Genomic DNA, 16,422 nt, shown 5'->3' on the forward strand with positions numbered 1-16,422 from the left:
CAGCGCGGCCTTGACCGGCGAGGGGTTCGGCTCGGCGAACATCAGGTCGATCAGCGGCGAGAGCTGGCGGAACAGCGCGCGCGCCGCTTCGTCGCGGCCGGTGCGGGCCAGTTGCAGCAGCCGGACGAACAGGTCCGGGCGGATATGGGCGGCGGCCGGCACCACGCCCGCACCGCCGGCCAGCAGGTGGTCGAGCATGGCGGCATCCTCGCCGCAGAACACGCGCAGGGCATCCTGCCCGACCAGCGCGCGCAGCCCGGCGCGGTCGCATTCCTTGATCGCCACGACCTGCGGATGGTCGGCCAGCCGCAGCGCCAGCGCGGGCGAGATTGTGGAGCCGGTGCGCTTCGGCACGTTGTAGAGCATCAGCGGGCGCGCCGTCTGGCTGGCCACGCGGCGCACGTGCCAGGCGATGCCCTCGTCCGACACGCGCAGGTAGTACGGCGGAGGAACCAGGTAGCCGGCCAGGTCGAAACGATCGAGCGTGCGCACCTGCTCGCAGACCGAGCGCGTATCCACGCCGCCCACGCCTGCCATCACAGGCATGCTGCCCTGCGCCACCTCGAGCACGGCCGCGGTGACCATCAGCCGTTCCGCTTCGGTCAGCAGGCCGCCCTCGCCCGTGGTGCCGAGCACGATCAGGCCGTCCACGCCGGCGCCGGCATAGTGCGCGGCCAGCTGCTGGGCGGCGCGCAGGTCGGGCGCGCCGTGGCGCAACGGCGTGACCAGCGGCAGCCACAGGCCATCGCCAATGACCGGGTCAGTGTGCGGCATGATCGCTCCCCAGCATCGTCGTGACGCCGAACTCGGCCGCCGGCAGCGCGCTCATGATGGCGTGCATGGCGGCATCGCGGCCGGCGCGTTCCACTTCCACATGGAGCGTGGTTTCCCCGTGCCGATGGTCCACCTCCACCACATACACACGGGCGAGCTTGCCGATGGCCCGGTGCAGCGTCTGGCGCAGCATGAAGACCTGCGCCGAGGCCACCGCCAGGCGCAGGCGAATCCAGTGGCCATCGCTGGCGGCGGAGGCTGGCAGGGCGTCACGCCCGGCGCGGCGCCGCGGGACGGTGGCAAAGGCAACGGCGAGGCTCGAGGACTGTCGCGACTGTCGCATTACGCTTGAATCCGCGCGGGGCGGATCGTCTGTGGAACATGGCTCCATGCTAGGGAGCGGCGTCTCAAATTGATGCAGCAATCGCGGCGCCCGGTATCAACAACGCATCAACGCCGCGTCGTCGAGCCGGTCAGAACGTCTTCGTGATGGACGCGAGCGCCGTCGCCTTGCCCATGTAGCGGCCGTGCGAATTCGTATAAATGCCACGCTTGGCGTTGGTGTCGAGGTAGGCCACGGCCACGCTCAGGCCCTTGCCAAAGTCCTTGGTCACGCCGATTTTCCAGTCGGTATACGAGGCATCGCTGAGGTTCTTCACGCCCTGGTAGCCCACGTGCGCGTTGACCGTCAGGTCCCATACGTTGAGCGGCACGTTGGCCGTGAGGTCGATGTAGTAGCTGTTCTTGCTGTCGGCAAACCCGAACAGGTTGGTCAGCGCGTGCGAGTATTTGAGGAACACGGGACCGTAGCCGATGCCGGCGTAGACCTCCGTGGTGTAGGGACGCGTGAAGCCACTCGGATAATCGCCAGGGTAGTAGTACTCGAGCACGCCGAGGTCATAGTTGAATTCGGCGTCGGCCAGCTTGAACGTGTTGCGGAAGCCGCCGTAGAAATCCATCTCCACCGGGGCGGAGACTTCCGCGTTGCTGTCCGAAAGCCAGCTGATGTTCGAGTTCCAGTTGCCGAGGTAGAGGCCGCTCGCGTGGGTGTAGTCGAATCCGCCCTGGATGGCCGGGCGACGGTTGGTCTGCATCAGGCCCCGGTAGCGGTATTCGCTGGCCAGCGTGACATTGGCGGTGAAGGTGTGCGGCGAGGCGTCCGCCTCCTGGGCGAGCGCGGTGGCGCACGGGGCGGCAAGGAGGACGAGAGCGGTAAGGCGGGTAGCGATCATGGATGCTGGATGCGTAACGGGTGTTTGGAGGCGCCCTTCCCAAAAAGGGGGAAAGCGGCGTACCCGTCACGATACGGAGCGGCGCATCAAATCGGCATCAAGATTCGACCCCGCAGCAACATGTTCGAATCAAGAGGGAATCCAGCCTGCATAAAACGAGTCGTTTCATGCGCCGCAAAAATGAGTCGTGGCGACCGCACAAATCGCCGACCATGCGGTCACCACCGAACGTAAGTTTCGGGTAAGCTGCGCAAAAATTGGTGCGCCGCGCCGCGGTGGACCAACGGGCCAGGACGTCTGCCCGCCCAATCAGATACGACGCCAGCTAAAGGAGAAATTGACGATGCATATCGGCATCCCGCAGGAAACGCGGGCAGGCGAGGCACGCGTCGCCGCCACCCCGGAGACCGTCAAGAAGTACGTTGCCCAAGGGCATCAGGTCACGGTGCAGGCTGGCGCAGGCGTACGCGCCAGCATTCCCGACGCGGCGTTCGAAGCCGCTGGCGCGCGCATCGGCACAGCTGCCGATGCCTTCGGCGCCGAGCTGGTGCTGAAGGTGCGTGCACCGGACGACGCCGAGCGCGCCCAGATCAAGCCGGGCGCCGTGCTGGTAGGCATGCTCAATCCCTTCGATATCGAGAACAACGCGCGCATGGCCAGTGCGGCCATCACCGCGTTCGCGCTCGAAGCCGCACCGCGCACCACGCGCGCGCAGAGCATGGACGTGCTGTCTTCGCAGGCCAACATCGCCGGCTACAAGGCCGTGCTGGTGGCCGCGCACCACTACCAGCGCTTTATGCCGATGCTGATGACGGCCGCCGGCACGGTGAAGGCCGCGCGCGTGCTGATCCTCGGCGCTGGCGTGGCCGGTCTCCAGGCGATTGCCACCGCCAAGCGGCTGGGCGCCGTGATCGAGGCCTCGGATGTGCGCCCCGCCGTTAAAGAGCAGATCGAGTCACTTGGCGCCAAATTCCTCGACGTGCCGTTCGAGACCGACGAGGAGCGCGAGATCGCCCAGGGCGTGGGCGGCTACGCCCGTCCCATGCCGGCAGACTGGATGCGCCGTCAGGCCGAACTGGTGCACCAGCGCGCCACGCAGGCCGACATCGTCATCACCACTGCGCTGATTCCGGGCCGCAAGGCCCCCGTGCTGCTGCAGGAAGACACCGTCAAGCAGATGAAGCCCGGCTCGGTGGTGGTCGACCTGGCCGCCGCCCAGGGCGGCAACTGCCCGCTTACCGTGGCCGACGAGGTCGTGGAACGCCACGGCGTGGTCCTGATCGGCTACACCAACCTGGCCGGCATGGTTGCCGCGGACGCCTCCGCGCTCTACGCGCGCAATGTGCTCGACTTCCTCAAGCTGATCGTCGACAAGGACGCGCGCTACACGCTCAACCTCGAAGACGACATCGTCGCCGCCTGCCTGATGTGCAAGGACGGCCAGCTCGTCAGGCAGGCCGCCTAGATTCCCAACCGGTGCCGCCACGCCAGGACACACCGGCGGGCGGCCCACCCAGCCTCAACCAAGGACGTATCACCCATGCAACGCAACATGCTCCGCGCCAAGCTCCACCGTGTCACCGTGACGCAGGCGGACCTCCACTACGAGGGATCGTGCGGCATCGACGAGAATCTTCTCGAAGCTGCCGACATGAAGGAGTTCGAAAAGATCGAGCTGTACAACGTACAGAACGGCGAGCGCTTCTCCACGTACATCATCAAGGGTGCACGCGGCAGCGGCGAGATCTCGCTGAACGGCGCCGCCGCGCGCCGCGCGCACCTGGGCGACCAACTGATCATCTGCACCTACGCACCGATGAGCGACGAGGAAGTGAAGACCTACAAGCCGAAGGTCATCCTCGTGGACGAGAAGAACCGCATCAAGGAAATCAAGAAGATCGACTGATCTTTCTGGATGTTTTCCGATAGCCGCGTCCGGGGCGAGCCGCCCGGCGCGGCGGCGGTGCCGGCCCTGCAGTCCCACATCGATGCGAAGCACGAAGAATTCGAAAGCAACGAGGAGAAGTCGATGGAGATGGTGAACCACACGGTGATCAACCTGATCATCTTTGTGCTGGCAATCTACGTGGGATACCACGTGGTCTGGACAGTGACGCCGGCCCTGCACACCCCGCTGATGGCCGTGACCAATGCAATCTCGGCCATCATCATCGTCGGCGCCATGCTGGCGGCCGGCCTCACGGAAGGCGGCGTGGGCCGCATCATGGGCACGCTGGCGGTGGCGCTGGCGGCGGTCAACGTGTTCGGCGGCTTCCTCGTGACCCAGCGCATGCTGGAGATGTTCAAGAAGAAGGAACCGAAGAAGCTGGCTGGCAAGGAGGGGGCACAATGACCGGACTCGTCAGCATGAACCTCGTCACGCTGCTGTACCTCGTGGCGTCGGTCTGCTTCATCCAGGCACTCAAGGGCCTGTCGCACCCCGCTTCGGCGCGCAAGGGCAACACCTTCGGCATGATCGGCATGGCCATTGCCGTGGTGACCACGCTGGCGCTGATCGTCAAGCTCAAGGAGGAGTTCCTGGCGGCGGGTACGGCCCAGTCGTCGGTCGGCACGGGCCTGGCACTGATCTTCGGTGCGCTGGTCGTGGGCGGCGGCATCGGCGCCTACGTGGCGCGCAAGGTCGAGATGACCAAGATGCCGGAACTGGTGGCGGCGATGCACTCGCTGATCGGTCTCGCGGCGGTGTTCATCGCCGTGGCCGCGGTGGCGGAGCCGGCTGCGTTCGGCATCGCGCCGGCCGGCTCGCACCTGATTCCCACCGGCAACCGGATCGAACTGTTCATCGGCTGCTTCGTGGGCGCCATCACGTTCTCGGGCTCGGTGATCGCCTTCGGCAAGCTGGCGGGGCGCTACAAGTTCCGGCTGTTCCAGGGCGCCCCGGTGGTGTTCCCGGGCCAGCACTGGCTGAACCTGCTGCTGGCCGTGGCGATGTTCGGCTTCGGCATCATCTTCTTCCTGTCGCAGGCGTGGCTGCCGTTCCTGATCATGCTGGCGCTGGCCTTCGTGCTGGGCGTGCTGATCATCATCCCGATCGGCGGCGCGGACATGCCGGTGGTGGTGTCGATGCTGAACTCGTACTCGGGCTGGGCGGCGGCGGGCATCGGCTTCTCGCTGAACAACCCGATGCTGATCATTGCCGGCTCGCTGGTCGGCTCGTCCGGTGCCATCCTCTCGTACATCATGTGCAAGGCGATGAACCGCTCGTTCTTCAACGTGATCCTGGGCGGCTTCGGTGGCGACGCGGCGGCAGCCGGCGCGGCCGGCGCGCAGGCCCAGCGCAACGTGAAGTCCGGCTCGGCGGACGACGCCGCGTTCCTGATGGGCAACGCCGAAACCGTGATCATCGTGCCCGGCTACGGCCTGGCGGTGGCCCGTGCTCAGCATGCACTTAAAGAATTGACCGAAAAGCTGCACGACAAGGGCGTGATCGTAAAGTATGCGATCCACCCCGTGGCGGGCCGCATGCCGGGCCATATGAACGTGCTGCTGGCCGAGGCCGAGGTGCCGTACGACCAGGTCTTCGAGATGGAGGACATCAACAGCGAGTTCGGGCAGGCCGACGTGGTGCTGGTGCTGGGCGCCAACGACGTGGTCAACCCGGCCGCCAAGACCGATCCGAAGTCGCCCATCGCCGGCATGCCGATCCTGGAGGCGTACAAGGCCAAGACCATCATCGTGAACAAGCGCTCGATGGCCGCCGGCTACGCGGGCCTGGACAACGAACTGTTCTATATGGACAAGACCATGATGGTGTTTGGCGATGCCAAGAAGGTGGTCGAGGACATGTTCAAGGCTGTGGAATGACGCCGGGCGCCGCGGAACGCCAATCTGAATGGGAATCGGAATCCGACTGACAATCAGGCCGGAACCTCTGGTGATTAAAGCGGCGTGAAGACCTGAAATCAACGAAATCGAAGACATGCGGCCGGCAACCAACGCCGGCCGTTTGCTTTTGGCCTCCTTTGGTGCGGCAACATTGCGTGGGCCCATCCGCGCGCTATACTGGCTTGCCACGGCCCCCAACCCTCGCTCTTCATTCGCTGCCGGCCGCAGCCCAGATCGCACCATGACATTCAGCCCGCATGACAGGAACCTGTCGGTCTTCCATCACCCCGTCCTGACGGTGCTGGTGGACGACAGCAAATCGTTTATCGACAGCCTGGCATTCCAGATGGACGCGTCGCGCGCCGTGGTGAGCTTCACCGACCCGCGCGAGGCCCTGACATGGATCCGCGAAGCCTATGCCACCCGGCATCCGGCCTTCCTGCCCGTGCGCGTGACCCATGACGACCTGACCTTCCTGAGCGAGCGGCGCACCGTGCAGCTCGACGTGGACCGCATTCATCGCCAGATCCACGACATCCATCGTTTCATGCAGCCCGGGGTGATCGTGGTGGACTACTCGATGCCGCAGATGGATGGCCTCGAGTTCTGCCAGGCGCTGCAGGACCTGCCGTGCAAGACCATCCTGCTGACTGGCACCGCCGACGAGAGCATCGCGGTGCAGGGCTTCAACCATGGGCTGATCGACCGCTACGTAAAGAAGCACGATCCGAACATGGTGGCGCGGCTCGACCAGGAAATCGACGCCCTCCAGCAGCAATATTTCGCCTCGATCTCGCGCACGCTGCGCGACCTGCTCACGCGGCACTCGTACGCGTTCCTGTCCGATCCGGTGATGGCCGACCGCGTGCGCCAGACCGCCGCGCGCTATGGCTTCGTCGAGTACTACCTGTATCCGAATCCGGTGGGCATCCTGCTGCTGACGGCGCAGGGACATGCCACGCTGATGGTGATCGAGACGCGCGCCGGGCTGATGAGCCAGGTGGAGTCGGCCGAAGCCTACGAGGCGCCGGCCACGCTGATCGAAGGGCTGCGCGAAGGCCGCATCGTGCCATTCTTCTGGCCCGGCAACGGCATGTACACGCCGGCCTGTGCCGATTGGGAGCAATACTGCCTGCCCGCCGAGCGGTGCGAAGGGCGCGAGGAGTATTTCTACGCGCTGTTCGACCTGCCGCGCCACCTGCTCCAGGAGCCGGTGGTGAGCCTGCAGGGCTTCCTGAGCGATTTCGCCCGCAACCCCGAAGCGCTGACGGGGCGGGACAAGCAGGCATAAGCCTGCCCGAGCCGCATCCCGCTTATTCCTTCGGCGCTTCCCCGCCTTCCTTGCGGTTGCCGCCGCGCACCATGTCGAAGCGGAACAGCCGGCATTCGATATTGCCGTTGTAGAGCGGCGTGCGGCGCGATTCCTTGAGCCGCAGGCGCTTCGGGATGCTCAGGTCGCCCGTGAACACCCACGCCTGCCAGCCCGCGAAGTGCTGCTTCAAGGTGGTGGCGAAGGCGCTGGCGAACTGGTTCGCGGCGGCCTCCTCGGCCTCGTCGCGCGGGGCCTCGGGCAGTGCGCCCCGGCGCTGCTCGCCGCGCACGGCGATCCGCTCGCCATAGGGCGGATTCATCAACATCACGCCCGGCGTGGCGAACGGCGGCTGCACGAAGCGCGCATCCACCTGCTTCAGGCGCACCTCGCCCGGCAGCCCGGCGCGCTGCCAGTTGGCGTCCGCCATGGCCAGCATGTCCGTGGAAATGTCCGATCCGGCGATCTCCAGCGCCGCCACGCCCTTGGCCGCCGCCTCTTTGGCGCGCTGCGCATCGGCGCGCAGGGCCTGCCAGGCCTTGTTGTCCATGCCCTTGAGCCATTCGAACGCAAACGTCCGCGCCCCGCCCGGCGGGAGGCCCAGCGCCACCTGCGCCGCCTCCACCAGGAATGTGCCGCTGCCGCACATCGGATCGAAGAACGGCCGGTCCGTCTGGCCCTGTACCCATCCCGCCAGCCGCAGGATGCCGGCGGCGAGGTTTTCCTTGAGCGGCGCCTCGCCCTTTTCCATACGCCAGCCGCGCTTGAACAGCGGTTCGCCGGTGGTGTCGAGGTACAGCGTGCAATCGAACTCGGTTAAATGCGCATAAATCCGCACATCCGGGCTGACTGTGTCGACGCTGGGCCGGGCGCCGAGCGCCTCGCGCATGGCATCGCAAACACCGTCTTTTACGCGCAGCGCCGTGAAGTTCAGGCTGTGCAGCGGCGACTTGTGCGCGGTGATGTCCACCCGCAGCGACTCGTCGGGCGAGAACCACTGGTCCCAGCGCTGCTGGCGGGCCAGCGCGTAGACGTCGTCCTCATGGCGGTAACCGCGCTGCGCCACGCGCAGCAGCACGCGGCTGGCGATGCGCGAGTGCAGGTTGACGGCATAGGCGGCCGCCATCTCGCCCGAGAACGGCACGCCGCCCGGCACCTCGCGATGCACCTGGAACGGCGCGGCGGCCACCACGGCCGGGTACTGGGCGATTTCCCGCAGTTCCTCGGCAAGGGCAGATTCCAGGCCACGCGGGCAGGGAGCAAAGAAGGCTTGGGTCATGGGAAGAACATCCTGCAAACGAAAACGTCCGCCGTGGCGGACGGGAATGAGACTAGCGTAGCGGACCGCGCGGCGGACCGCTAGTCGGCCGCCAGCGCGCGGTCCAGGAACTCGAGGCGGTCCTGGCCCCAGTACGGCTGGCCGTCCAGCACGAACCATGGCGCGCCGTACACGTTGGCCGAGAGCGCGTCCTGCGTATTCTGCGCGTAGGCGGCCTGCACCGCCTGGCCCTCGCTGGCCTTGAGCAGATTGGCGCCGTCCAGGCCGGCTTCGTCGGCGATCAGCGCCAGCGTGGCCGCATCGGCGATATTGCGCTGGTCGGCCCACACACCGCGGCAGATGGCGCCGGTCAGCTCCAGCGCGCGCGCCGTGCCGTGCGCCAGTTGCGCGGCGATGATCAACCGGGCGGCGGCATCGCCAGACACCGGGAAGAACGTCGGATGCAGGTGCATCGGCAGGCCAAGGAACTTGCTCCAGCGCTCGAGTTCCACCAACCGGTATGCCTGGCGCTGCGGCGGCCGCTGCGCCAGCGGCACGCCGCCCGATACCGCAAACACCTTGCCGAGGTCCATCGGCTTCAGCAGCACCTGGGCGTTATGGCGGTTGGCGATGTCGACGAAGCGGGCGTGTCCGAGATAAGTAAACGGGGACTGCGGCGCCAGGAAGTACTCGACCTGCTTGCTCATCATGACCTCATGTAAGGCTTGGGGGGAGAACGCTGAATCGTATAACGCTTAAAACGGCTTCACGACCACGAGGATCACGATGGCCAGCAGCACCAGCACCGGCAGTTCGTTGAACCATCGATAGAACGTGTGCGAGCGCGCATTGGCGCCCCGCTCGAACTTGCGCAACAACACGCCGCAGCCGTGGTGGTAGCCGATCAGCACCACCACCAGCGCCAGCTTGGCGTGCATCCAGCCCTGCCCCGTGCCGCGCCCGATGCCATAGCCAAGGTACAGCCACAGCCCGAACACCACCGCCGGCACGGCCAGCATGGTCATGAACCGGAACAGCTTGCGCGCCATCAGCAGCAGCCGCTGCACGCCAGCCGGATCGGTCTCCATCGCCAGATTGACGAAGATGCGCGGCAGGTAGAACAGCCCCGCGAACCACGACACGACGAAGACGATATGGAGCGACTTGATCCAGAGCATTGGCGGAGGACGTTGTTTTTGAGTGTTGACGAAGCGTGGACGGGAACCCTCAGGTGCGGATTTCCCCGTGCCCGAACACGACGTATTTCAACGAGGTCAGCCCCTCCAGCCCGACCGGGCCGCGCGCGTGGAGCTTGTCGTTGGAAATGCCGATCTCCGCGCCAAGGCCATACTCGAAGCCATCGGCGAAGCGCGTCGAGGCGTTGATCATTACGCTGGCCGAATCCACCTCGCGCAGGAAACGCATGCCGGCGGTGTAGTTCTCGGTGATGATCGAATCGGTGTGGGCCGAACCATAGGTATTGATATGGTCGATGGCCGCGTCGAGCCCGTCCACGGTGCGGATGGCGAGCACCGGCGCCAGGTATTCGAGGCGCCAGTCCTCCTCGGTGGCATCGACCAGCTTGCCGAAGCCTGCCGCTTCCAGGGTGGCGCGCGTGGCCGCGCAGACGCGCAGTTCTACGCCCTTTTCCTGGTAGATGCGGGCCAGCGGCGGCAGCACGGCGGCGGCGATGTCGCGCGACACCAGCAGCGTTTCCATCGTGTTGCACGGCGCGTAGCGCTGGGTCTTGGCGTTGTCGGCCACGCGGATTGCCTTGTCCAGGTCCGCATCGGTGTCGATGTAGACGTGGCAGATACCGTCCAGGTGCTTGATCATCGGCACGCGGGCCTCTTCCATCAGGCGCGCGATCAGGCTCTTGCCACCGCGCGGCACGATCACGTCGACATATTCCGTCATCGTGATCAGCCGGCCCACGGCGGCGCGGTCGGTGGTCTCGATGACCTGCACGGCCTCCGCCGGCAGTCCGGCCGACGACAGCCCTTCCGCCACCAGCGCGGCCAGTGCCGTGTTCGACTCGATGGCCTCGGAGCCCCCGCGCAGGATCGTGGCGTTGCCGGACTTCAGGCACAGCGCCGCGGCGTCGATGGTCACGTTCGGGCGCGACTCGTAGATGATGCCGATCACGCCCAGCGGCACGCGCATCTGACCGACCTGAATGCCGGTCGGGCGGAACTTCATATTGGTGATCTCGCCGATCGGGTCTGCCAGCGCGGCAATCTGCTCCAGCCCTGCCGCCATCGTGACGATGGCCTTGTCGGACAGCGTCAGGCGGTCCACGAACGCGGCGTCCTGGCCGTTGGCGCGGGCACGCTCCACATCGCGCGCGTTCACAGCCTTGAGCTTGTCGGCATCCCGGCGGATGGCGGCGGCGATGGTCAGCAGCGCGCGGTTCTTGTCAGCCGTGGAGGCCCGCGCCATCGCGCGTGACGCCGCGCGGGCCTGCTGGCCAACGCGGTCCATGTAAGCGTTGAGATCGAACTCGGTCATGATGGTGTCCAGGCGCTCCTGGCTCGACTGCGTAGTAGTGTCTCGGGGGCCCCGGGGGCCGGTGTCGGTGCGGTATGTCAGGCGACCGGTCGATCGGAAACTCAGGCCGGGCGCGCGATCATCAGCGCCAGTTGCAGCAGGCCATCCCATGGCTCGGCCGGGAGGCTGCCGCCCGGGCCGCCTGCGCCTGGCAGGTCGGACAGGCCCTTGACCTGCCGGTCCAGCCGGGCGGCCATGGCCAGCGCGGCTTCCAGCTGTGGCAGCGACAACCGCTGCGCGGCCTGCGGCACCAACCGCTCGCGCGGGCCCCAGACGCGCAATTCGCGCATCAGCACGCCCGCAGGCTTGCCGGCCGCCAGCCCTTGCCGGACTTTGGATAATACGCGAATTTCCTCGGTCAGCGCCCAGAGCACCAGCACCGTGGCCTCGCCCTCGCCGCGCAGCCCTTCGAGCATGCGCGCGAGGCGGGGCACATCGCCGCCGAGCATCGCCTCGGACAGCTTGAAGACGTCGTAGCGGGCCACGTTGAGCACCGCATCGTGCACCTGGTCGAAGGTAAGCACGCCGGGCGGGTACAGCAGGCCGAGCTTCTGGATTTCCTGGTGCGCAGCGAGCAGGTTGCCTTCCACCTTGTCGGCGATGAACTGGAGCGCGCGGCGCCCGGCCTCGCCCGGTTCCACGCGCTGCTGCTGCAAGCCCAGCCGCTCGCCCACCCAGGCCGGCAGCCGCGTACGATCCACCGCATCGACCTTGATCGACACGCCGGCGGACTCCAGCGCCTGGAACCACGCCGACTTGGACGTCGCGAAATCAAGCCGGGGCAGCGTGACGAGCATCACCACATCTGGCGACGGCTGGGCCGCCACGGCGCGCAGCGCCTCGCCGCCATCCTTGCCGGGCTTGCCGGTCGGGATGCGCAATTCCACGATTTTCCGGTCGCCGAACAGCGACATCGACTGCTGGGCCTCCACCAGCTGGCTCCAGTGGAAGCCGCGCTCGGCCACAAGCACGTCCCGCTCGGAAAAGCCGGCCTCGCGCGCGGTGCGGCGCAGCCGGTCCACTGCCTCGAGCACCAGCAGGTGTTCGTCGCCATGCACGACGTACAGCGGCGCCATGCCCTTGGCCTGGGCCTGCTTCAGGTGCGCGTCGAGTCCGTCGAGCTTCAGTTGCATCGCGGTGCGGGACGGGGTCGAGCCGCCCTCAGATAGCCTTGACCGAGGCCAGGCGGCGCATCAGCTGCTGGACGATATCGCGCTGCATGTCGCGATAGAGCTGCTGCTCCTCGTAGTCCTTGGCCAGCGTGTTGGCTTCGTTGTAGGTCAGGTCGCGGGTCAGGACCAGTTGCGACGGCGGAATCAGTTCCTTGCCGGCCTGGTCGCGCAGGCGGAAGCTGAACCGCTGCGTCAGGCGGTATTCACGCACCACGCCCTCGGTCGTGATCGACAGGATCGACTTGGCGCGGGTGTCACCCAGCACATCGAGAATCGCGTCGGCTTCCTTCATATCGCCAACGATCTGCGTGTCCGAGCCATTGCGGATGTTGCGGCGCAGGTCCGACCCCATCAGCGAATTGGCCGGAAGCCCGATATAGAGCCGCTTGAACGCGAAGTCGGCGTTGCCGCGCATGTGAAAGCCGCAGCCGGCCAGCAAGCCGGCTGCCGCCATCGCGGCCAGCACCCTGCGACGTCCTGTGTTGATTCCGTCCATGCTTCGCAATTCCCTTGTTTCCGGGCGCCTCAGAGCACCACGTTGACGAGTCGGCCCGGCACGACCACGATCTTCTTCGGCGCGGCGCCGGCGGCGAACTTCGCCACGATCTCGCTCGCGGCGGCCGTGGCCTCGATGGCGGCGCGGTCGGCATCGGCCGGCACCGTCAGGCTGCCACGGACCTTGCCGTTCACCTGGAGCACCAGTTCGATCTCGCTACGCACCAGCGCAGCCTCGTCCACCTGCGGCCAGGCGGCGTCCAGCAGGTCACCGCCCTGCTCGGCGTAGCCCAGTTCCTGCCACAGCGCGTGCGTGACGTGCGGTACCACCGGGTACAGCACGCGCAGCAGGATGCCGAAGCCCTCACGGCGCGCGGCCGGCGAGGCGCCCTTGGCGTCTTCCAGCGCGTTCAGCATCTTCATCGTGGCCGAGACCACGGTGTTGTACTGGATGCGCTGGTAATCGTAATTCGCTTGCTTCAGCACGCCGTGGAGGTCGCGGCGCAGCGCGGCGTCATCGGCCGTGAACGCCGTGCCGGCACCGTCGCGAATCGCCTGGGCGTTGGCATGGGCGAAGTTCCACACGCGGCGTAGGAAGCGCGACGCGCCCTCCACGCCCGAACCGCTCCACTCGAGCTGCTGCTCGGGCGGCGCGGCGAACATCACGAACAGGCGTGCCGTATCGGCGCCGTACTGGTCGATCAGCGCCTGCGGATCGATGCCGTTGTTCTTCGACTTCGACATCTTCTCCACGCCGCCGATCACCACCGGCTGGCCGTCCGCCTTCAGCGTGGCGCCCAGCGGGCGGCCGCGCTCGTCGGTCTGCACGTCCACCTCGGCCGGGTTGTACCAGTGCTTCTTGCCCGAGGCGTCCTCGCGGTAATAGGTCTCGTTGAGCACCATGCCCTGCGTGAGCAGGTTCGTGAACGGCTCGCTGAACTTGACCAGACCCATGTCACGCATGACCTTGGTCCAGAAGCGGGCGTACAGCAAATGCAGGATCGCGTGCTCGATGCCGCCGATGTACTGGTCCATCGGCATCCAGTAGTCGTTGCGGGCGTCGACCATCGTCGGGGCGTCCGGGCACGTGTAGCGCATGTAGTACCAGCACGAGTCGATGAACGTATCCATCGTGTCGGTCTCGCGGCGCGCGGGCTTGCCGCACGACGGGCACGTGCAGTTCAGGAAGCGCGGATCCTTGTTCAGCGGGTTGCCGGTGCCGTCCGGCACGAGGTCTTCCGGCAGCACCACGGGCAGGTCCTGCTCGGGCACGGGCACCACGCCGCAGGCGTCGCAATGGATCAGCGGGATCGGCGTGCCCCAGTAGCGCTGGCGCGAAATGCCCCAGTCGCGCAGGCGCCAGGTCACCTTCTTCTCGCCCAGGCCCTTGGCGGCGAGGTCGGCCGCGATGGCGTCCACGGCAGCCTGATAGCCCAGGCCATCGTACTTGCCGCTGTGAACCAGCGTGCCGGCTTCCTTGTCGCCGTACCATTCCTGCCACGCTTCGCTGGAGAACGGCTGGCCCTTTACATCCACCACCTGCCGGATCGGCAGCTGGTACTTGTTCGCGAACGCGAAATCGCGCTCGTCGTGCGCCGGCACGCCCATCACGGCGCCGTCGCCGTAGCTCATCAGCACATAGTTGCCGACCCAGACGTCCACCGGCTCGCCGGTCAGCGGGTGCTCGACCTGCAGTCCGGTCGGCATGCCCTTCTTCTCCATGGTCGCCATGTCGGCTTCCATGACCGAACCGTGCTTGCATTCGTCGATGAACGCGGCCAGCGCCGGGTTGTTCGCCGCCGCCAGCGTGGCCAGCGGGTGCTCGGCGGCCACGGCGCAGAACGTCACGCCCATGATCGTGTCGGCGCGGGTCGTGAACACGTACAGCTTGCCGTCGTTGACGAGCATGCCGTCCGCGCCCGCGATCTTGTGCGGGAATGCAAAACGTACGCCGGTGCTCTTGCCGATCCAGTTCTGCTGCATGACCTTGACGCGCTCGGGCCAGCCCAGCGCATCCAGGTCACCGAGCAACTCGTCCGCATAATCGGTGATCCGCAGGTAATACATCGGAATTTCGCGCTTTTCCACCACCGCGCCCGAGCGCCAGCCGCGCCCGTCGATGACCTGCTCGTTGGCCAGCACGGTCTGGTCCACGGGGTCCCAGTTGACCGTACCGGTCTTGCGGTAGGCGATGCCCTTTTCCAGCATCTTCAGGAACAGCCACTGGTTCCAGCGGTAGTAATCCGGGCTGCACGTTGCCACCTCGCGCGACCAGTCGATCGCCAGGCCCATCGACTGCATCTGCTTCTTCATGTAAGCGATGTTGTCGTAGGTCCAGGCAGCAGGTGCCACGTGGTTGTTCAGTGCGGCGTTCTCGGCCGGCATGCCGAACGCGTCCCAGCCCATCGGCATCAGCACGTTGTGGCCGTTCATGCGCAGGTAGCGCGCCATCACGTCGTTGATCGTGTAGTTCCGCACGTGACCCATGTGCAGCTTGCCCGAGGGGTACGGCAGCATCGAGCAGGCGTAGAACTTCGACTTCTCCTTCCCGTCGGGGCCCACAGCGTGCTCGGTCACCTTGTAGGCTTCGGTGGCCTGCCAGTGCTGCCGGGCGGCTTGTTCAACGGCGGAAGGAAGATATTTGTCTTGCATGTTTGGTGCGACGGATCAGGGCGTCGGATCGGGGACGGCGTTCCGCGCGCGCACCTGGGGTGCCGGGCGGACCGATTTGCGAAAGAGCCGATTATAACCGTGGCGGACACCCGCCACGGACGGCGAAAAATCTGAAAATGGCCACGCGGCGGGCCATTTTCGGCAATGACTGGCGCGTGCCGGCTTACTTCAGGCCCAGCACGTCCTGCATGTCGAACAGGCCGGCCGACTTGTCGGCCAGGAAGCGCGCCGCGCGCACTGCGCCATCGGCGTACGACTGGCGGCTCGACGACTTGTGGCTGATCTCGATGCGCTCGCCAATACCAGCGAACATCACGGTGTGATCGCCGACGATGTCGCCGCCGCGCACGGTGGCAAAGCCGATGCTGTTGGCGTCGCGCGGGCCGGTATGGCCTTCGCGGGCGTAGACGGCGCAATCGTCCAGGCTGCGGCCCAGCGCGCCGGCAACCACCTCGCCCATGGCCAGCGCCGTGCCCGATGGAGCGTCCACCTTGTGGCGATGGTGGGCTTCGATGATCTCGATGTCATAGCCGGTCGAAAGTAGCTTTGCCGCCACTTCCAGCAGTTTGAAGGTGGCGTTCACCCCCACGCTCATGTTGGCGGCGAAGACGATGGCGATCGACTTGGCGGCATCGGCCAGCGCCTGCTTGCCGGCGGCGTCGAAACCCGTGGTGCCGATCACCATCTTCTTGCCGAGCCGTCGCGCCGCCGCCACGTGGGCCAGCGTGCCTTCGGGGCGCGTGAAGTCGATCAGGCAGTCGGCGGCGCCGAGCACGGCGTCCAGGTCGGACGAAATCGTCACACCGGTGGTGCGGCCCAGGAACAGCCCGGCGTCCTGGCCCAGCGCGGCGGCGCCTGGCACGTCGAGCGCGCCGGTCAGCGTCACGCCATCGGTATTCAGCACGTGTTCGATGAGCATGCGGCCCATGCGGCCGGAAGCGCCTGCGATTGCGATATTCATGGTGATTGTGCGATGTCGGGGAAGAGGCGCCGCCTGGCCGGGGCGGCAAGGCGGCATGGCATCCAGGCGCGGCCCGCAACGGGCCCCGTGCCGGTCAGCTTGCCGGTTTGGCGGACGTGTCGGGCGCGGGCGTGGCGGGCGGGGTGCCCGGAGCC

General features: G+C 66.6%; 16 protein-coding genes. 5 read left to right on the forward strand and 11 right to left on the reverse strand.

Translation table 11 applies throughout. The annotated features are described in order from the left end of the window. From KHO18_RS26155 to KHO18_RS26165, 3 genes are all read right to left on the reverse strand, one after another. Positions 1-774 (reverse strand): 4-hydroxy-tetrahydrodipicolinate synthase family protein (locus KHO18_RS26155; RefSeq protein WP_211944160.1); only part of this gene is annotated, 774 nt, incomplete at its 3' end. Beyond that, the gene (locus KHO18_RS26160; protein ID WP_144201441.1) at positions 761-1,117 is read right to left on the reverse strand and encodes a hypothetical protein; all 357 of its coding nucleotides are present in this window, start codon (positions 1,115-1,117) and stop codon (positions 761-763) included. The genes KHO18_RS26155 and KHO18_RS26160, both read right to left, overlap by 14 nt. A gap of 130 nt (positions 1,118-1,247) precedes the next feature. Continuing rightward, complete coding sequence (locus KHO18_RS26165; protein WP_144201439.1) at positions 1,248-2,006, reverse strand: TorF family putative porin; 759 nt, start codon at positions 2,004-2,006, stop codon at positions 1,248-1,250. Between the two features lie 343 nt (positions 2,007-2,349). Between KHO18_RS26165 and KHO18_RS26170 the strand changes: the two genes are divergently transcribed. From KHO18_RS26170 to KHO18_RS26190, 5 genes are all read left to right on the forward strand, one after another. Beyond that, positions 2,350-3,471, forward strand: coding sequence for a Re/Si-specific NAD(P)(+) transhydrogenase subunit alpha (locus KHO18_RS26170; RefSeq protein ID WP_144201437.1), 1,122 nt, complete (start codon positions 2,350-2,352; stop codon positions 3,469-3,471). A 75-nt stretch (positions 3,472-3,546) separates the two neighbouring features. Next, complete coding sequence (gene panD, locus KHO18_RS26175) at positions 3,547-3,912, forward strand: aspartate 1-decarboxylase (protein ID WP_144201435.1); 366 nt, start codon at positions 3,547-3,549, stop codon at positions 3,910-3,912. A gap of 123 nt (positions 3,913-4,035) precedes the next feature. Continuing rightward, positions 4,036-4,359 carry an NAD(P) transhydrogenase subunit alpha part 2 gene (locus tag KHO18_RS26180; protein ID WP_144201482.1) on the forward strand — a complete coding sequence of 108 codons (324 nt, stop codon included), beginning with the start codon at positions 4,036-4,038 and terminating at the stop codon, positions 4,357-4,359. Then, a complete protein-coding gene (locus KHO18_RS26185; protein WP_144201433.1) occupies positions 4,356-5,831 on the forward strand; it encodes an NAD(P)(+) transhydrogenase (Re/Si-specific) subunit beta in 1,476 nt (491 codons plus the stop codon). Before KHO18_RS26180 ends, KHO18_RS26185 begins: the two co-directional genes overlap by 4 nt. Before the next feature lie 262 nt (positions 5,832-6,093). Further along, positions 6,094-7,143: a response regulator gene (locus KHO18_RS26190; RefSeq protein ID WP_144201431.1), complete on the forward strand. Its 1,050-nt coding sequence runs from the start codon at positions 6,094-6,096 to the stop codon at positions 7,141-7,143. A gap of 22 nt (positions 7,144-7,165) precedes the next feature. Here the strand turns inward: KHO18_RS26190 and KHO18_RS26195 are convergent, their stop codons facing one another. The 8 genes from KHO18_RS26195 to dapB all read right to left on the reverse strand — a co-directional run bounded on the left by KHO18_RS26195 (position 7,166) and on the right by dapB (position 16,267). Further along, positions 7,166-8,440, reverse strand: a complete 1,275-nt coding sequence (locus KHO18_RS26195) for a THUMP domain-containing class I SAM-dependent RNA methyltransferase (protein WP_144201429.1) — start codon at positions 8,438-8,440, stop codon at positions 7,166-7,168. An 80-nt stretch (positions 8,441-8,520) separates the two neighbouring features. Continuing rightward, positions 8,521-9,126: a 2-hydroxychromene-2-carboxylate isomerase gene (locus KHO18_RS26200; RefSeq protein WP_144201480.1), complete on the reverse strand. Its 606-nt coding sequence runs from the start codon at positions 9,124-9,126 to the stop codon at positions 8,521-8,523. Positions 9,127-9,174: 48 nt separating this feature from the next. Beyond that, complete coding sequence (locus KHO18_RS26205; RefSeq protein WP_211944161.1) at positions 9,175-9,597, reverse strand: CopD family protein; 423 nt, start codon at positions 9,595-9,597, stop codon at positions 9,175-9,177. 49 nt (positions 9,598-9,646) lie between these two features. Beyond that, a complete protein-coding gene (locus KHO18_RS26210) occupies positions 9,647-10,927 on the reverse strand; it encodes a glutamate-5-semialdehyde dehydrogenase (protein ID WP_144201425.1) in 1,281 nt (426 codons plus the stop codon). Between the two features lie 101 nt (positions 10,928-11,028). Beyond that, complete coding sequence (gene holA / locus KHO18_RS26215; RefSeq protein WP_144201423.1) at positions 11,029-12,099, reverse strand: DNA polymerase III subunit delta; 1,071 nt, start codon at positions 12,097-12,099, stop codon at positions 11,029-11,031. Positions 12,100-12,127: 28 nt separating this feature from the next. Then, positions 12,128-12,634, reverse strand: a complete 507-nt coding sequence (locus KHO18_RS26220) for an LPS-assembly lipoprotein LptE (protein ID WP_144201421.1) — start codon at positions 12,632-12,634, stop codon at positions 12,128-12,130. A 29-nt stretch (positions 12,635-12,663) separates the two neighbouring features. After that, positions 12,664-15,285 carry a leucine--tRNA ligase gene (gene leuS, locus KHO18_RS26225; protein WP_211944162.1) on the reverse strand — a complete coding sequence of 874 codons (2,622 nt, stop codon included), beginning with the start codon at positions 15,283-15,285 and terminating at the stop codon, positions 12,664-12,666. A gap of 184 nt (positions 15,286-15,469) precedes the next feature. After that, entirely contained in the window at positions 15,470-16,267 is a 798-nt protein-coding gene (dapB, locus tag KHO18_RS26230; RefSeq protein ID WP_144201416.1) for a 4-hydroxy-tetrahydrodipicolinate reductase, read from the reverse strand. Positions 16,268-16,422: the final 155 nt, after the last annotated feature.

The organism is Cupriavidus campinensis (assembly GCF_905397395.1).
Classification (GTDB): domain Bacteria; phylum Pseudomonadota; class Gammaproteobacteria; order Burkholderiales; family Burkholderiaceae; genus Cupriavidus; species Cupriavidus campinensis.

Excerpts from the sequence above, each read along its gene's own strand:
- KHO18_RS26160 (WP_144201441.1), bottom strand. The coding sequence starts at position 1,117 with ATGCGACAGTCGCGACAGTCCTCGAGCCTCGCCGTTGCCTTTGCCACC.
- KHO18_RS26165 (WP_144201439.1), bottom strand. The coding sequence starts at position 2,006 with ATGATCGCTACCCGCCTTACCGCTCTCGTCCTCCTTGCCGCCCCGTGC.
- KHO18_RS26170 (WP_144201437.1), top strand. The coding sequence starts at position 2,350 with ATGCATATCGGCATCCCGCAGGAAACGCGGGCAGGCGAGGCACGCGTC.
- panD (WP_144201435.1), top strand. The coding sequence starts at position 3,547 with ATGCAACGCAACATGCTCCGCGCCAAGCTCCACCGTGTCACCGTGACG.
- KHO18_RS26180 (WP_144201482.1), top strand. The coding sequence starts at position 4,036 with ATGGAGATGGTGAACCACACGGTGATCAACCTGATCATCTTTGTGCTG.
- KHO18_RS26185 (WP_144201433.1), top strand. The coding sequence starts at position 4,356 with ATGACCGGACTCGTCAGCATGAACCTCGTCACGCTGCTGTACCTCGTG.
- KHO18_RS26190 (WP_144201431.1), top strand. The coding sequence starts at position 6,094 with ATGACATTCAGCCCGCATGACAGGAACCTGTCGGTCTTCCATCACCCC.
- KHO18_RS26195 (WP_144201429.1), bottom strand. The coding sequence starts at position 8,440 with ATGACCCAAGCCTTCTTTGCTCCCTGCCCGCGTGGCCTGGAATCTGCC.
- KHO18_RS26200 (WP_144201480.1), bottom strand. The coding sequence starts at position 9,126 with ATGAGCAAGCAGGTCGAGTACTTCCTGGCGCCGCAGTCCCCGTTTACT.
- KHO18_RS26205 (WP_211944161.1), bottom strand. The coding sequence starts at position 9,597 with ATGCTCTGGATCAAGTCGCTCCATATCGTCTTCGTCGTGTCGTGGTTC.
- KHO18_RS26210 (WP_144201425.1), bottom strand. The coding sequence starts at position 10,927 with ATGACCGAGTTCGATCTCAACGCTTACATGGACCGCGTTGGCCAGCAG.
- holA (WP_144201423.1), bottom strand. The coding sequence starts at position 12,099 with ATGCAACTGAAGCTCGACGGACTCGACGCGCACCTGAAGCAGGCCCAG.
- KHO18_RS26220 (WP_144201421.1), bottom strand. The coding sequence starts at position 12,634 with ATGGACGGAATCAACACAGGACGTCGCAGGGTGCTGGCCGCGATGGCG.
- leuS (WP_211944162.1), bottom strand. The coding sequence starts at position 15,285 with ATGCAAGACAAATATCTTCCTTCCGCCGTTGAACAAGCCGCCCGGCAG.
- dapB (WP_144201416.1), bottom strand. The coding sequence starts at position 16,267 with ATGAATATCGCAATCGCAGGCGCTTCCGGCCGCATGGGCCGCATGCTC.